Here is a 16,186-nt window from a genome sequence, read left to right as displayed (position 1 = left end):
ATTTGACTCTTATTGAGCCGGCACGTTTGCGTACATCTGACTCAGTTTAAGTCTCAATTTACGCATATAATCTTCTTCTAACCAATCTTTGTAATTTTTGGTATTCTTCATAATACAATACGAATACAAGCGTATACGGTATTGAATTTCTTCCTTCAATTCACGAGCGAGAATACGCGCATCAAAAACATCTTCAGTATTTTCAAAAACGATACGTGCATGTTGATCAATAGAACGCTCTAGCGCTTCTTTCGACTTTAAGCCTTTTGCAAAAACATCTTCGTATTCCTTTTTGATATCAAAATCTATAGACTCACTATTGCTGAATTGCGCGCGAAGTTCTGGAGGCATCACGTATTCAAAATTACGTTCAATCTCTTCATCACTTACTAAATTCTCAAGATAGAAATCAGGATATAAGAAAATATCGTTCCAGTCCATTGGAGCATCCCAAAGACCAAAACGCGCCATATTATTCCCCAGATCGATCACTTCAAAAGTCTTCTTGTTGGGAAGCACTCGAGAACCACGACCTATCATCTGAAAATACAGCGTTAAGGAGCGCGTCGCACGATTTAAAATGATCGTTTCAACTGATGGCTCATCAAAACCGGTAGTCAAAATACTTACCGAAGTAAGAATGGCATCCGGTGTATTTTTAAACCACTTCAGTATTTCTTTTCGTTCTTTATTGGTGTGGGTGTTGTCCAGATGTTTTACGTCGTAACCAGCTTCTTTAAAGGTTTCATAAACGTAACGCGAGGTGTTGATCCCGTTATTAAAAATAAGCGTTTTAGAACCCTTAGCACGCTCTTCATAAGCAGCAAGAAGCTTTTCCTGCATACTGTGATTGGTATAAAGGATCTCTGAAGATTTAACCGTATAATCCCCGTTGATACCTACCTGTAAGGTCTTGAGACCTACATCATAGGTGTGCATATTCGCTTTGGCTAGAAAGCCTTTTTCGATCAACGAACCTATACTCTCCCCGATGATGAGTTTACGGTAATTATCCTTCATGGGTAATTTCACATTCGAACTCAATGGCGTAGCCGTAACGCCTAAAATAAAGGCATCTTTAAAATAGCTGAATAATTTTCTAAAAGAGTTGTAATGAGCTTCATCAATGATGACCAGTCCTATATCTTTAATATCGATCTGCTCATCTTGCAAACGGTTGTTAAGCGTTTCAACCATCGCTACATAGCACATATAGTCTTCGTTTCCTTCAAGGGTTTTAACCTTGCTGTTGATGACCATATTGGGCACATCAAAGCCTTTAAGCATTTTTGAAGTTTGAGAAGACAATTCGATACGGTGCGTCAAGATCACCACTTTCTTCTGTTTCTCTTTGATATAGCGGCGTACGATTTCAGAAAAGATCACGGTCTTCCCTCCTCCCGTCGGAAGTTGGTACAGGAGATTGAAGTCATCAGACTCTTCCTCCATACAATTAAAGATCTTATCAAGATCGTTTAATTGATAGCTGTATAATTCTTTTCCGTTTCCGTTATCTTTTGCAGATGCTTTTTCGCTCAAAAGTGAAGTTTGTTTAAGGTTGAATTTTGCAAAAATAAGGCATTTTAAGGGCTTCTCGAAAGATTGACTACAGAATTACATGATTGATAATTTTGACAGAAAGTTTTAAGAAATTTTGCTTTGGACAACTCGTAATTTTAAAAGCCTCATAAAAAGTAACTAGAACCCATTTTAAAACTGAAAAAAATTAGCAAAGCATCATCGTATAAAATACCTAATCTGTTACCTTTGTGTCAACATTAAACACATCATTTTGAAGAATCCAAAAGCGATAAAACTTATAAATAAGCTCATTGACGATGTTGAGCACAACGGTATCATCACCAATACTGCAGTAGAAGATTTACAAAGTCTTAGACCTTATGCTGTTGAAGAAAAACGTCCGTTGCTTGCTAAAACCATTCGTTTGACTTTTGAACATATTGAAGCCTATCAAACCTTTGATATTCCCATCCCAGAAGAAGAACCTGTTGAAGGTTATGAAGAGGAGTTTGAAACCGAAGAAGGTACGTTTGATCCTGCAGAAAGTTTGTTATACCTTTTAAATTTAATTGCAGAACCAGAAAACAAAACCAATCGCCTAGACCTTAGAGCTTATGTTGAGGCGATGCAAGAATATGCCGAAGAACATTAATCTTCGTTACAAGTACAACTAAAAAAATCCGCAGTGTTCACCGCGGATTTTTTTAGTTTATACCTGAAAATATATTATTTCTTAGGTGGTTTAGAAGGACGTACTTCTATCTTACTTGGTAAAGTACGTGGATTCATTTTAAGTAGATCAACAACTAATTCACCTATGTCTTCACTTTGTATTTTCCAGGCGTCTTTATCTGAAGGCTCATTCCCATTAAAGTGAGTTGCTACAGAACCCGGCATTATCGTAGACACTTTTACATCATCCTGACGTAGATCAAGCATAATCGCTTGAGTGAATCCCGTTAAACCAAATTTACTCGCGTTATACGCAGATCCATTTGCAAAGAAGTTGGTACCGGCAAGACTTGAGATCGTGAAAATATACCCCTTCGCTTTTTTCAATTCATTCAAGCTGGCTTTTACACTGTAAAATACTCCGGTTAAATTAGTCTCGATCGTTTCTTGCCATTGGTCTGCAGTAAGTTCGTCGATACTTGCAAAATGTCCAAGACCGGCATTGGCCACAAGCACATCCAGTTGACCAAATTCTTTAATAACAGCATCTACAGCTTGCACCTGACTTTCCATCGAGCGCACATCTGCTTTAACACCCAACGCCTTGCCTTTACCCTTTTTATTGAGTTCCTCGGCTGCCTTTTCTGCTGCGGTGAGCGTTCGGCTGGTAATGGCCACATTCATACCTAATTCGAGAAGCGCTTCTGCAACGCCTCTTCCTATTCCTTTAGTGCCCCCGGTGATGAGCGCAACTTTATCTTTAAATTTCTCCATATGTTAAAATTAAGGGTTCTTGAGCCCAATACAGGCGTAGGTTTTTTTAAAATTTTCCTAAATCTGCCTATTTATAAAAATATTAGCAGAAACAATTTTTCTTCAGGTTTTTCAAAAAGTATATTTGCAAAAAAAGTAATGAGTCACGACAGCAAAACCAAGAAAAAGTCCCGCCTGCGACTTTTACATCAATACTATAAATTCACCGGATTCTATTCGTTTATTGGAGGAAGTTTAAAAAAAGCGCTCACTCCCGTTATCCTATTTGTAGCGGCACTACTGGCTATTCATTACTTTGTGATCGATATCAATGCGCTTTTGGTCAAAATGACCGATACCTTCCCTCCATTCTGGGTACTTACGGTTTTCTTTATTTCTGAAAGTATTCTCGGACTTATTCCGCCAGAGATCTTTATCGCCTGGAGCGATAAGATGCCTGATCCTATTTTATACCTATCGCTTATCGCGGTACTTTCGTATACCGGTGGAATCATCAGCTATTTTATGGGTAGAGCTTCTACGCGCATCCCTGCTGTACATGATTATCTCGAAGTTAAAATGGCTAAGCATCTTAAAAATGCCCGTAAATGGGGTGGTTTTCTTATTATTGTAGGAGCAGTACTTCCGGTTCCTTTTGCAATAAGCAGTATGGCAGCCGGGATGATAAAATATCCATTTATAAATTACCTCTTATTTGGCCTTTTACGCTTTGTACGCTTTGCGGTGTATGGCGCGGCTATTTTCAATTTGGTTTAGATGATTAAAGCATTTCAGATTATCAGTATTTTAGAAGGTGTTTCGTTACTTCTTATTCTCTTTGTATCCATGCCTTTAAAATACATATTTGATATGCCTGAGGCCAATCAGGTGATAGGAATGGCGCACGGAATTTTATTCTTGGTATACGTGGTGATGGCTATTCTTGTAAAAAGTGAATTGAATTGGAACTTTAAAATCTTGCTCATCGTCTTAGCCTGTTCCATTATTCCCTTTGGCACCTTCTGGATGGATCGCAAGTATTTAAAAGGAAAAGCCTAAACACGAATTATTATGATGAAGTCGTTTGTTCTATTCTTAAGTGTTTTTCTGGGAGTTACCTCTTACGCACAACAAGCAGAAGCTTTGGTAAAGCTCGACACGCTAAACGACAGATTTACGTATGATATCAGGTATGCAAGTACCAATAACTTTCTAGAAGAAGCCTTTTATGACTGTGCAGCCTGTTATCTCAGACCTGAAGTCGCCAATGCGCTAAAGGAAGCCAATCATTATTTTTGCGAAAAGGGCTACCGAATCGTTCTTTTTGATTGCTACAGACCGGTAAGTGCGCAAAAGAAAATGTGGGCGGTATACCCCAACCCACAATATGTAGCCAACCCGTATACTTCAGGATCGGTACACAATCGCGGAGCAGCAGTAGATATCAGTCTTGAAAAGCTAGATGGTACACCGGTTGATATGGGAACAGATCACGATTACTTTGGTAAAGAAGCTCATATAGACAATACGTCCTTACCGCAAAAGGTTCTAGAAAATCGAAAATTGCTTCAGGAAGGAATGATTCGTTTTGGTTTTGAAACCATCCGTACAGAATGGTGGCATTTCAATTATAAAAAGAACTACGACTTCAAGATCATCGATTTTGATTTTGAATGTGATTGATCAGTATTCATCTCGATCTAAAAAACTTAAATAACCCAAACTCTGAAAGACATTTTGTTTTTCGGAGTTTTGTCGTTTATCACTACTCTTACCCATTTCAGATCTAAACCCTTCGTCTTCAGTAGCTCACTAGCGTTCACGTTTAGAAATAAATTCAATTTAGCGTACAGATAATGTTTTAACCAAAAAGCTGTATAAACAGCAATCCCAATTCGATTATTTTATTAAATCCTTGTTAAATCGGCTTAAATAAAAACCGCATAGTTTTTTTCCTCGTATGTCTTTGTAAGTATTAATAACCAAAGAAACTCAAATTATGAAAAAGAAAAAATCAATTGAGGTAAAGACTCAAACGGTGGGTAGAAACCGTAGAAACTTCTTAAAAGTAAGCGGTCTTGCGCTTGCAGGATCTAGTTTGTTGCTTGCTTCTTGTAGTGATGACGATGATAGTGGTAACATGATGGGCGGCGGGACTTTTGACCTGGGTACTGGTGATGTTGGCGTTTTAAATTACGCGTATGCATTAGAACAATTGGAAGCTGCTTTTTATACCAATGTGGTGAATGGTTCTTTTTACGCCAGCGCTTCAGCAGATGAAAAAGCTATTCTTTTAGATCTATATAATCACGAGGTAAATCATCGTGAATTCTTTAAAGCTGCAATAGGTGCAAATGTTCCTATGGAACAACAATTGACTGCCGATCTGGAATTTGATTTTAGCAGTGTTGACTTTGGAAATAGAGATTCGGTCTTAGGAACAGCAAGAGTTCTTGAGGATACCGGAGTAAGTGCGTATAACGGTGCCGGACAATACATTCAAACTGCAGTGTATTTGACGCTTGCAGGGAAAATCGTTTCTGTAGAAGCACGTCACGCAGCAGCAATTCGCTCGATCATTAATGGTAGCGCAGACTATACAGCCTTTGCTGGTGATGATATTATAGACGATAACGGTTTAGACTTAGCGGCCTCTCCTGCTGAAGTCATTTCAGCCGCAGGAGGATTTTTTGTAACACCGTTTACATACAACAATCCGGGAGCGTAATTACTAACCATTAAAAACTTACTACAATGAATTTAATCAAATTTTTAGACGAATTTACTACAGATAAAATGCAAGAACCTATGACTTCCAGACGTGCTATGTTTGGCCAACTGGGAAGTTTAGGTAAAAAAGCAGCACTCGCAGCTGTTCCGTTTGGGCTTGCTACAGCTTCTAATAAAGCGATGGCGCAAAGTACCGGTGATGTTGTGGGCGTACTCAATTTGGCCTTAACCTTAGAATATCTTGAAGATGAGTTTTATGCTATGGCTCTTGATTCTGGCGTACTCTCAAACAATGCAAAAGCCGAAGCTATCTATATGCAGATCTCTAAACACGAGTCGCAACACGTAGATTTTCTTACAGCAGCTATTGAAGGCGCAGGCGCAGATCCTGTGGCTAAACCTTCTTTCGACTTTACTGTTGGCGGTACCTTTGATCCTTTTAATGAAAACGGAGCAGGTCAAGCTACAGCATACGCTCAATTATTGGCACTGGCACAAGCATTTGAAGATACCGGTGTACGTGCATATAAAGGTCAGGCAGCCAATTTAATGGGCAGTGCAGGCGTACTTACTGCCGCACTTCAAATCCATTCTGTTGAAGCACGTCACGCTTCAGAGATCAGAAGATTAAGAGGTCTAGAAGGTTGGATCACAGGAAATGAACGCGGTGCAGGAATGCCGGCAGCCACTCAAGCAGTTTATGATGGAGCAACTACTGAAGCGAATATTATTCAAGGTGGTTTAGATGTTACCACTCTAGGCTCTGGAAGTCCGTTTACGATGGATGCTGCTACACAGGCTTACGATGAGATCCTTACCGGTGACGAAGCGGTAACCATTGCCAGCTTGTTTATAGAATCTTAATAATCAAGTTTCTTTCATATATACCAAAAGCTCCTTTACTTTAAAAGTTAAGCAGCTTTTTTAGATTTGGATGAGTCCTGCACATTAAGCGAACGACCCTAAACAAAAAACACCCGAAGCAGTACTTCGGGTGTTTTTTGTTTTAAAGAGAATCTATCTTATTTTTTCTTCTCTACTTTAGCCGGTTCATTCAGCTTTTTGGTAAGCTCTAAAGAAAGCGCAGTGCGCTCAAACTTCATTTTACCGGCACCTGATTCTAAGATCACGGTTGTATCGTTTAAATCTAAGATCTTGCCGTGAAGACCACTTTTTGTGATCACACGATCTCCTCTTTTTAATTCTTCAGCGAATTTTTTCTCTTCCTTTTGACGTTTCATCTGCGGGCGTATCATAAATAGATAAACCACGGCGATCATCAAAAGAATAGGTAAAAAACTTGTTATTTGTTCCATTTATAAGAGCTTATCCGTTTACAGCCGGTCCTTCAGCAGACTGTACAAATGCGGTAATTTTTACTGTTTCAGATCCTTTTTCGGTATTTGCTTTTACGGTAACGATTTTAGTTACAGCGTTTAAGCCACTACCATTATATTTTACAAGAAGCTCTCCTGTTTCTCCCGGTTGAATAGGATCTTTAGGATAACTTGGTACGGTACAACCGCAAGTACTTGTAGCATCTACAATTACTAATGGTGCTTTACCGGTGTTTTTGAATTTAAACACGTGCTCTACGGCAGTACCACGAGCGATGTTTCCAAAGTCGTAAGCTTTTTCTTCAAATTCCATAGTTGGGAAAACCGTTGCGTCTGCATCACGAGTTGCAGCCATCTCTACATTTTCTCCTTTTACTTTGTCTGAAGCGTTGTCTTTACAACTCGTAAATGCAAGTGCAGCAACCAATCCTACTGCAAAAAATACTTTTTTCATAATTCTATTACTTTTTTAGAGTTCCAAAAATACAATTTTATTTATTACCCAATAAGAGCATTTTCAAGCCTTGAGCGCTTGTTTTGGCTATTTTTTACTCGATAAGTCCTCTTCCTGCTTTATTAAGTCGGTTGTCTTTCTTGTATTTTTTAACCAGACGGTCTAGAACACCGTTTACAAAAATGCTACTCTTTGGCGTTGAATATTCTTTAGACAATTCAAGATATTCATTGATGGTTACCTTCACAGGAATAGACGAGAATCTTAAAAATTCGCACAAGGCCATTTTGATAAGGATCTTATCTAAAGCTGCGATACGATCCTGATCCCAGTTAGGCGTATTGCCTAAGATTTCGGCCTCATACTCTTCGTCGTTGCGCGCCGTACGCAACAACAGGTCTTTTGCAAATTGACGGTCTTCCTCGTCTTTATAAAGCTTTGGTAAAATTGTACTCTCAGGTGAGTTTGGCTTTAGTTTTCCTAAACGCTTAACGATCGTGGTGTTTACCACAGGAAGGTCATCTACCCAAGTAAGACGGTAATCTTCAAGATAGTCGTACAGCTTATCGTTAGGCGCCACGATTTCTGTAAAGAAATCGATCACAAAATCCCGGTCTTGCTTAAAATCTGTAGACGCAGAAGCCATATAATCGGCATAAAAGTCGCTTTCTAACAGCGCGTTGTATAACAACACCACATACTCGCTATCTAAACGCCAGTTGTTCAGTTTAGCCTTTTTAAGTTCTTTCTGAAGCAATTCATTCTCTGAAAGCTTGATCAGAACAGGGTTGTTTACAAATTTAAGGTTGGGGTTTTTGTCAGATTCTGTTGCCAGCATTTTTTGCTGAGAACGCTCTAGAATGTCTTTGGCATGAGCGTGGATTTCAACGAGAAGATCTATTAAAATGAGATACAGATCATACATTTGTGCGGTGCTCGCATTTAGAAATTTCTCTTCCTTCAACAAATCAGGATTTTCTGATTGATGTAAGGCGTAGAGTGCTTGCATTACTTTCACGCGTATGTGCCTTCTGTTAAGCATAATTCAAAAGAACTTTGGTTAATTGGTTTGGGTTATTTTCAAGTCAAGCTAACCAGCCAGTAAGCCTAATCGGCTTAAAAATCGATGCAAAAATACGTTTTAAAAACATTCTAGAAACCATAATTACTTTTTTATCTAAAAAATCTATCGGTGGCTTTTCACGCCGAATCGTGTATCTTTGCGCGGCTTTGATACTAAAGCAAAAAAGGACGCACGCCCAGATCTAGTAGAACATTCTATGAAAGAACTTCAGCATCTCAATAAATACTTTAAAAAATACAAATGGAAGCTTATTCTTGGCTTCTTCATCGTACTGGTTGCCAGAATTTTTGCAATCCTAACGCCCAAGTTCTCGGGAGATATGATCAAGTATGTTGAGAATTATATCAAAGAGGGTGGTGATTTAAGCCAACTAAAACAGCAGTTGTTGATGACGCTCTTCTTACTCTTGGGTGCTGCCCTGCTTTCTGCCTTTTTCACCTTCTTAATGCGCCAAATGTTTATCGTGGTTTCACGCTACATGGAGGCCGATCTTAAGAACGAGGTCTATGATCAATACCAAAACCTGTCGCTCAATTTTTATAAAAAGAACCGTACGGGAGATTTGATGAACCGTATAAGTGAAGACGTAAGTAAGGTGCGTATGTACCTGGGGCCCGCGATTATGTATGGTGTGACCACGGTTATTCTTTTTGCAACGGTTATCCCCTATATGTTGTATACGGCTCCAGAGTTAACTTTGTACGTGCTTATCCCCTTGCCTATTCTTTCGGTGGCGATCTATCAGCTAAGCCGGCTCATACACAAACGCAGTACGATCGTTCAACAGTATTTATCACATTTGAGTACGTATACTCAGGAATCTTTTAGCGGTATTGGCGTGATCAAGGCTTATGGGATCGAACCGCAGACTTATGAGAATTTTGAAAAACTAAGCGAAACCAATAAAGAAAAGAACCTTGACCTGGTTAAAGTTCAGGCGTTTTTCTTTCCCTTGATGATCGCTTTGATCGGGGTGAGTAACTTGCTGGTGATCTATATTGGTGGTAAAAAATACATTGACGGAAGCATCCCTGATCTCGGTGTGATCGTAGAGTTTCTTATTTACGTGAATATGTTGACCTGGCCGGTAGCCTCGGTAGGATGGATCACTTCGCTCGTACAACAAGCCGAAGCCTCGCAAAAGCGCATCAACGAATTTCTTAAGGAAAAGCCTGAGGTGGTCAATAAAACCGAAGCAAATACTCCGGTTACCGGAAGCATCAAGTTTGACAACGTAAGCTTTACTTACGATGACACTAACATTACCGCGCTTAAAGACGTTTCTTTTGAGGTTAAAAATGGAGAAACCTTAGCAATCATTGGTAAAACAGGATCCGGAAAATCGACCATCCTGGAGCTTATAGGGCGCTTATATGACACCACCACCGGTGCAATTCAAATAGATCAGACGCCTATAGACCAGTTGAACCTTAAAGACTTGCGTACCGCAATAGGTTATGTACCTCAAGAGGCCTTCCTGTTTAGTGACAGTATCAAAGAGAATATCAAGTTTGGTAACAATCAGGCAAGTGATGAAGAGGTGATTCAGGCGGCTAAAAATGCCGTGGTTCACAAAAACATCGTTGATTTCTCTAAAGGTTACGATACTATTTTAGGAGAACGCGGTATCACTCTTAGTGGAGGTCAAAAACAACGCGTTTCTATCGCACGCGCTATAATCAAAGATCCACAGATCTTATTATTTGATGATAGCCTTTCAGCCGTAGATACAGAGACTGAAGAAGAGATCTTAGCCAATCTTAAACGTATTGCGGCAAACAAAACGACCATTTTGGTAAGCCACCGTATCTCTTCTGCTAAGAATGCCGATAAGATCATCATTCTTGAAGAAGGCCAGATCATACAACGAGGCACCCACAATGAATTGATTGCCCAACCGGGATATTATCAGGAACTTTACCGTAAACAACTTGACGAAAAAGAAATGGAATAAAATTTTGTACACCATTTTATTTTTTTCCATTTTTGAAAGCATAAAGCGTATTAATTAAACATAGATTATGAGCAATAATGAAATGAAGGGGAATGATGAGATATTCTCGAAAGTGTTAAGAGCAGGGCGTCGCACCTACTTCTTTGATGTACGATCTACACGTGCAGGAGATTATTACCTAACCATCACCGAGAGTAAAAAATTCACAAATGACGATGGTTCCTTTCACTACAAAAAACACAAGATCTATCTCTACAAAGAAGATTTTGAAGGATTCTCTGAGATTTTAAATGAAATGACCTCGTACATCCTTGAAGAAAAAGGAGAAGAAGTGATCAGTGAGCGTCATCAGAGTGATTATGTAAAGGAAGAAGACAAAGAGCCTGTTCTGGAAACAAAATCAGCAAAAGCATTTACAGACGTAAGTTTTGACGATATTTAAAAAATCGATCACCTAGATTTATAAGCCGCAAATTTTGCGGCTTTTTTTTATCCCGATTTTTAGGGTATTGCAATACGGCACCCCTCCCCGCGCAATAAATAGCAGCCTGAGAAGATCGGGTTTAGGCCTAAGTCAAACGGTTTAGTTTAAAAATGATATCTTTAAAAACAAACCTAATTGTCATTCTTTTATTTATGAAAAAAAGCATACTCCTATTCCTAGTTGGTCTAGTTTTTACGACCACACAAGCACAGGTCTCTTATCCCACACTTGATTATTACTTACCAGACAATGTTTCTTACGATCCCAACATTCCTAAACCTCAGGAAGTTCTTGGCTATATGCCCGGAGAATGGCACGTAAGCCACGACCAGCTAGTAAGCTATATGGAAAAGATGGCTGCCGCTTCTCCCCGAATCACGATTGACCGCAGAGGAACGACCTTTGAAGGCCGCCCGTTACTTTTACTCACCATAACTTCTCCAGAAAATCACGCCAACATTGAGCAGATCAAAGCTGAACATCAGGCCTTGACCGAAAGTGGCGCAGAAGACTTAAATACGGCACAAATGCCTATCGTTACCTATCAGGGGATGAGTATTCACGGTAATGAACCCAGTGGTTCTAATGCCGGTCTCTTGGCTGCCTATTACTTGGCTGCTGCCCAAGGACCGGAAATCGACGCCCTACTTGATAATGTAGTCGTTTTATTTGACCCATCTTTCAACCCTGATGGTTTGCAACGTTTTTCATATTGGGCCAACACCAACAAAAACCAAAACCTATCTTCAGATCCTCAAGATCGCGAGTATAGCGAGGTTTGGCCGGGTGGGCGTACCAATCACTATTGGTTTGACCTTAACCGCGACTGGCTTCCAACCGAATTACCGGAATCGCAAGCGCGCATCAAAACCTATCACGCGTGGCATCCCAACATCTTGACCGACCATCACGAGATGGGAAGTAATTCTTCCTTTTTCTTTCAGCCGGGAATTCAAAGCCGTACACACCCGTTAACACCTAAACTGAATCAGGAACTCACTGCTGAAATTGGAAAATACCACGCAGCAGCTTTTGATAAACTAGGCTCTTTCTATTATACCGAAGAAGATTATGACGATTTCTATTACGGTAAAGGTTCTACCTTCCCTGATATTAATGGGAGTATAGGGATCTTATTTGAGCAAGCCAGCTCGCGCGGCCACGTGCAAGAGACCGATAATGGCCTACTTACCTTTCCGTTTACGATTAGAAATCAGTTTACCGCTTTCCTTTCTACGCTCGAAGCAGCACAGGAAATGCGTGTAAAGCTGCTCGATTATCAGCGGGATTTCTATGCAAACTCGCGAGATAAAGCGGGTAATGACGCGTATATCTTCGGAAGCAAGAACGATCCTGCACGCGCTACGCACCTTGCAAAACTCTTACAACGTCATAAGATCGACGTGTATACGCCAAGCGAAAGCTATTCGACAAAAGACCTGAGCTTTGATCCTAAAAGCAGTTATGTGGTTCCTAAAAGCCAAAAACACAGCCGCCTTTTAAAAGGAATGTTTGAAAAGCGCACCAGCTTTGAAGACAGTCTGTTTTATGATATCTCGGCGTGGAGTTTTCAACTGGCGTTCAATCTTGATTTTAGTGACAGCGCACCGGCTAGCCTGGCAGGAAGTAAAATAGACAGTGTACAATTGGCTACGCCGCTTACCCTTGCTCAAAGCAGCTATGCCTATATGTTGCCTTGGGGTAATTATTATGCACCAAAAGCCTTAAACGCTATTCTAAACAAAGGCTTACGCGCTAAAGTGGCCTTACAACCTTTTACGGCAGACGGTATTGACTATGATTACGGTACGGTGATGATCCCCGTTCAAAACCAAAGCCTGAATGCTGAAGAACTCCAAAAGTTCTTAGATAAGGTTGCTAAAGAGTCACACCTCACTATTGACCCTATTAAATCTGGACTTACTGACGGAATAGATCTGGGAAGCCGCAAGTTTGAAGCCTTGAAACCTCAAAAGATCGCATTACTGGTAGGCGACGGAATCAGCTCGTACGACGCCGGAGAGATCTGGCACCTGCTAGACACGCGTTTTGACATCAGCATTACCAAATTAGATACCCGCAACCTCAACCGAAGTGATCTAAACAAATACACCACCATCATTATGCCTACCAGCGGCTGGGGCGGTGGTCTGGATGAAGCTGCCGGAGATAAGATCGCTGCTTGGGTACGCAATGGCGGTACACTCATCGGTTTTAAGAATGCAGCGCGATGGATCAAAAGACAAGGACTTATAGACTACACCACCGTGAGTACCGAAAATCCTGCAAAGAACATCAGCTTTGAGCAACGCAGAGATTTTAACGGCGCACAAGTGATAGGTGGTGCTATTTTTACAGCAACTTTAGACCGCTCGCATCCTATCGCATTTGGTTATGACAACAACAGGATCAGTTTGTTTAGAGATACTACCTTGTTTATCGAAGCCGATGAAACGAGTTATAAAAACCCGGTTCAATATACCGATGAGCCGCTTGCTGCAGGATACATCAGCAGTATCAATTATGAGGCGATCAAAGGAACACGCCCTTTTGTACATCAAGGCGCAGGAAGAGGAAACGTATTGATCTTTACAGACAATACCAATTTTAGAGCTTTCTGGTACGGGACTTCAAAACTCTTTATGAACGGAATCTTCTTTAGTGAGCAGATGTAAAAACTGCACTTACAGAGCGTAAACTACCTCAGGACAAACCCACGAGGCATTGCTTGGTAACGAATTTTCAATTTCGAGGCAAGCCTCGAAGAATTAAACCCTTTGGCGGCGCCAATAAAAAAATCCCCTCAAGCAAACTTGAGGGGATTTTTTTATTGGATACCTACCAAAGATTATAAGAGTCTAAGACTTCTTCTATGTCGGTTTATACTAGCTGTTTTTAGTCACGTTGTTCTTGTCTGAAATCAGGAAAACCTTGCTCATCCCATTTTACGATACGCGCACGGGTATGTCTGTTAAAGTCATATAGAGAGTTCCCACGGATCTTCTCGTAAACACGGGCATGATAGATCATCACATCGGTTTCACCATCTTCTGCTTTGGTAAACGAGTTATGCCCGGGACCAAAACGTCTGGCTTCAGCATTCGTTGCAAAGACAGGAGTTTCTGATTTGTTCCAGGAAGCTTCGTCCATCAGGTCGGCGTTCTCATCTGCCCATAATAAACCTACGGCATAGTTTTTATCGGTAGCACTCGCAGAATAGGTGACAAAGATCTTTCCATTGCGTTTCAGCACTGCCGGACCTTCATTTACTTTATAGCCTATACGCTCCCAGTCAAATTCAGGATCGGTGATCACGATCTCTGGGCCGGTCAAGGTCGTAGGGTTTTCCATTTCAGACATCACCAATGAAGTATTCTCGCCTTCACGCACATTCTGTGCCCAGATCAGATATCGTTTCCCTTGATGTTCAAAAGTAGTGGCATCAAGTGAAAAAGAGTCGCGCTCTGTAGCGATCTGCCCCTCTTCTACCCATTCGCCTTGGGTAGGATCTGCAGCATCGGTAGAAAGCACAAACATCCTAATATTCCATACGTTCTCTGCTTCACCGGCAGCAAAATACACATACCATTTCCCATCGATCTTATGAAGCTCAGGAGCCCAGATATGATGCCCCATTTTGCCGGTTTCGTGTTTCGTCCAGATTACCTGTGGCTCGGCAGTACCTAGACCGTTAATGCTATTGGACTTTCTGATCTCAATACGGTCATATTCTGGAGCTGTGGCAATAAAATAGTAGGTCCCGTCAGCATCTTTATACACCCAGGGATCAGCCCGCTGACCAACGATGGGGTTGTTATAAGGCATTTCTGCACAGGCTTCCGCCTCAGTTTGTGAAGCCTCGCTTGCAACAGACTCCTGAGTTTGTTTACAGGAAACCGCGACAAGCGCAAGTACTCCTAAACTTAACGTATAAATAGATCTCATAGATTGAAAAATTAAAAGTGTCTAATTCACATTTAATTTACAAGTATACGAAATCCTTTTCTTAAAAAGTAGACAGGCTTTTTGAGTCTTATTCCGATTGAAGCATGTGCACATCGGCAACAGTCCTAAAACCGCTATGATCTGTTGCAGAATCAGGCGCCTGCCCCATTCGAGCAGAAATACGATAACTGGCACAATACGAGTCGTCACATAAAAACGAACCTCCTTTGATCACTTTCTCGGCCTGATAGGGATTTTCAGGATTATAACTTGCTGCAGGCCCTTGCGGATTTACAGTTGTATTCCCTGCTATCTCCTGATAATAGCGCGTAGAAAACCAGTCTTGTGTAAGCTCCCACACATTACCCGTTAAATCATAGATACCGATGGAGTTGGGGTCAAATGAAGCCACGGGAGCCACATAGGCAAAGCCGTCTTCGTTGGTGTTTTTGGTAGGAAAAGTTCCTTGCCACGTATTGGCTTTGGTAGGTAGTGCGCTTTCATCATCTCCCCAGGTGTAAACCCCTCCGGGCATTTGTCCGTGCGCGGCAGCCTCCCATTCGGTTTCGGTGGGCAGGCGACGCTTGGCCCATTTGCAATAGGCTAAGGCGTCTTCATAACTGATGTGTACAACTGGATAATCGTCTTTCCCTTCAATACTACTTCCCGGTCCTTGCGGATGTTTCCAGTTGGCCCCTATTTTCCACTCCCACCACTGCGTGTAATCATTAAGGTCGCGTACGTTTTGCACACTGCGGTCAAAGATCAGTGATCCGGGTTGCAATACACTATCGGCGGGTTTTGGTGTTCCGGGAGGTACGTTCTTTTTCAGTTCTTCCCAGTCTACCGGGCGCTCGGCAAGAGTTACATAACCGGTAGCCTCTACAAAAGCTTTAAACTGCGCATTGGTCACTTCGGTGATATCGATAAAAAACCCATCTACTGCTACCGGATGTGCCGGTTTTTCCCGTGGCAACGCAAAGGAGTCTCCGGGTCGTGCACCTTGTGTAAATTCGATCCCCGAAACCCATACCATCCCTTCCGGGGTCGCAATACTATCGGGCTGCACAACCAAAAGTTGATGCGCTTCTTGTTGAACCTCTTTTGAGGTAGTCGAAGTTTTTATCTTATCGCTTGCCCGCTCTTTACAGGAAAGTACGAGAACTGCAGTGGCCAGCACCATACAAGCGCTTGTTTTGATGTCTTTCATAGGCACCAAAAATACAAGTTTTTAAAGATTCTGATTCCTCAT

The 16,186-nt window shown here is 41.2% G+C and carries 16 protein-coding genes; 9 read left to right on the top strand and 7 right to left on the bottom strand.

Annotated elements, in window-relative coordinates:
• Nucleotides 1-9: 9 nt before the first annotated feature.
• The gene (locus MED217_RS08315) at nucleotides 10-1,539 is read right to left on the bottom strand and encodes a DEAD/DEAH box helicase (RefSeq protein ID WP_009780059.1); all 1,530 of its coding nucleotides are present in this window, start codon (nucleotides 1,537-1,539) and stop codon (nucleotides 10-12) included.
• Nucleotides 1,540-1,792: 253 nt separating this feature from the next.
• On the opposite strand from MED217_RS08315, the gene MED217_RS08310 reads away from it, so the two are divergent.
• Complete coding sequence (locus MED217_RS08310) at nucleotides 1,793-2,173, top strand: hypothetical protein (protein WP_009780058.1); 381 nt, start codon at nucleotides 1,793-1,795, stop codon at nucleotides 2,171-2,173.
• 74 nt (nucleotides 2,174-2,247) lie between these two features.
• On the opposite strand, the gene MED217_RS08305 is transcribed toward MED217_RS08310, so the two are convergent.
• Complete coding sequence (locus tag MED217_RS08305) at nucleotides 2,248-2,967, bottom strand: SDR family oxidoreductase (protein WP_009780057.1); 720 nt, start codon at nucleotides 2,965-2,967, stop codon at nucleotides 2,248-2,250.
• Here MED217_RS08305 and MED217_RS08300 point away from each other — a divergent pair, their 5' ends adjacent.
• From MED217_RS08300 to MED217_RS08280, 5 genes are all read left to right on the top strand, one after another.
• The gene (locus MED217_RS08300; protein WP_009780056.1) at nucleotides 2,968-3,723 is read left to right on the top strand and encodes a YqaA family protein; all 756 of its coding nucleotides are present in this window, start codon (nucleotides 2,968-2,970) and stop codon (nucleotides 3,721-3,723) included. It begins immediately after the preceding gene.
• Entirely contained in the window at nucleotides 3,724-4,005 is a 282-nt protein-coding gene (locus tag MED217_RS08295) for a DUF3817 domain-containing protein (protein ID WP_009780055.1), read from the top strand.
• A gap of 12 nt (nucleotides 4,006-4,017) precedes the next feature.
• Complete coding sequence (locus tag MED217_RS08290) at nucleotides 4,018-4,629, top strand: M15 family metallopeptidase (protein WP_009780054.1); 612 nt, start codon at nucleotides 4,018-4,020, stop codon at nucleotides 4,627-4,629.
• Between the two features lie 316 nt (nucleotides 4,630-4,945).
• Entirely contained in the window at nucleotides 4,946-5,674 is a 729-nt protein-coding gene (locus MED217_RS08285) for a ferritin-like domain-containing protein (protein ID WP_009780053.1), read from the top strand.
• A gap of 26 nt (nucleotides 5,675-5,700) precedes the next feature.
• The gene (locus MED217_RS08280; protein ID WP_009780052.1) at nucleotides 5,701-6,540 is read left to right on the top strand and encodes a ferritin-like domain-containing protein; all 840 of its coding nucleotides are present in this window, start codon (nucleotides 5,701-5,703) and stop codon (nucleotides 6,538-6,540) included.
• Between the two features lie 158 nt (nucleotides 6,541-6,698).
• Here the strand turns inward: MED217_RS08280 and yajC are convergent, their stop codons facing one another.
• The 3 genes from yajC to nusB form a co-directional block, all read right to left on the bottom strand.
• The gene (gene yajC / locus MED217_RS08275; RefSeq protein WP_009780051.1) at nucleotides 6,699-6,992 is read right to left on the bottom strand and encodes a preprotein translocase subunit YajC; all 294 of its coding nucleotides are present in this window, start codon (nucleotides 6,990-6,992) and stop codon (nucleotides 6,699-6,701) included.
• A gap of 10 nt (nucleotides 6,993-7,002) precedes the next feature.
• Nucleotides 7,003-7,467 carry a DUF1573 domain-containing protein gene (locus MED217_RS08270; RefSeq protein WP_009780050.1) on the bottom strand — a complete coding sequence of 155 codons (465 nt, stop codon included), beginning with the start codon at nucleotides 7,465-7,467 and terminating at the stop codon, nucleotides 7,003-7,005.
• Nucleotides 7,468-7,561: 94 nt separating this feature from the next.
• On the bottom strand, nucleotides 7,562-8,509 hold the full coding sequence (nusB, locus tag MED217_RS08265) for a transcription antitermination factor NusB (RefSeq protein WP_154648924.1): 948 nt from the start codon (nucleotides 8,507-8,509) through the stop codon (nucleotides 7,562-7,564).
• A gap of 238 nt (nucleotides 8,510-8,747) precedes the next feature.
• Here nusB and MED217_RS08260 point away from each other — a divergent pair, with 238 nt between their 5' ends.
• The 3 genes from MED217_RS08260 to MED217_RS08250 all read left to right on the top strand — a co-directional run bounded on the left by MED217_RS08260 (nucleotide 8,748) and on the right by MED217_RS08250 (nucleotide 13,664).
• Nucleotides 8,748-10,505 (top strand): ABC transporter ATP-binding protein, encoded by a 1,758-nt coding sequence (locus tag MED217_RS08260; RefSeq protein ID WP_040533371.1) that lies wholly within the window; start codon nucleotides 8,748-8,750, stop codon nucleotides 10,503-10,505.
• 67 nt (nucleotides 10,506-10,572) lie between these two features.
• Entirely contained in the window at nucleotides 10,573-10,947 is a 375-nt protein-coding gene (locus tag MED217_RS08255) for a PUR family DNA/RNA-binding protein (RefSeq protein WP_009780047.1), read from the top strand.
• 194 nt (nucleotides 10,948-11,141) lie between these two features.
• Nucleotides 11,142-13,664: a M14 family zinc carboxypeptidase gene (locus MED217_RS08250; protein WP_009780046.1), complete on the top strand. Its 2,523-nt coding sequence runs from the start codon at nucleotides 11,142-11,144 to the stop codon at nucleotides 13,662-13,664.
• Nucleotides 13,665-13,884: 220 nt separating this feature from the next.
• On the opposite strand, the gene MED217_RS08245 is transcribed toward MED217_RS08250, so the two are convergent.
• Entirely contained in the window at nucleotides 13,885-14,934 is a 1,050-nt protein-coding gene (locus tag MED217_RS08245) for a glycoside hydrolase family 43 protein (protein WP_009780045.1), read from the bottom strand.
• Between the two features lie 88 nt (nucleotides 14,935-15,022).
• Complete coding sequence (locus MED217_RS08240; RefSeq protein WP_009780044.1) at nucleotides 15,023-16,144, bottom strand: formylglycine-generating enzyme family protein; 1,122 nt, start codon at nucleotides 16,142-16,144, stop codon at nucleotides 15,023-15,025.
• Nucleotides 16,145-16,186 lie beyond the last annotated feature (42 nt).

This window comes from Leeuwenhoekiella blandensis MED217 (assembly GCF_000152985.1).
In the GTDB taxonomy this organism is placed as follows: Bacteria; Bacteroidota; Bacteroidia; order Flavobacteriales; family Flavobacteriaceae; genus Leeuwenhoekiella; species Leeuwenhoekiella blandensis.
The sequence above is the reverse complement of the archived record's forward strand: the minus strand, read 5'-3'. Positions and strand labels throughout refer to the sequence as shown.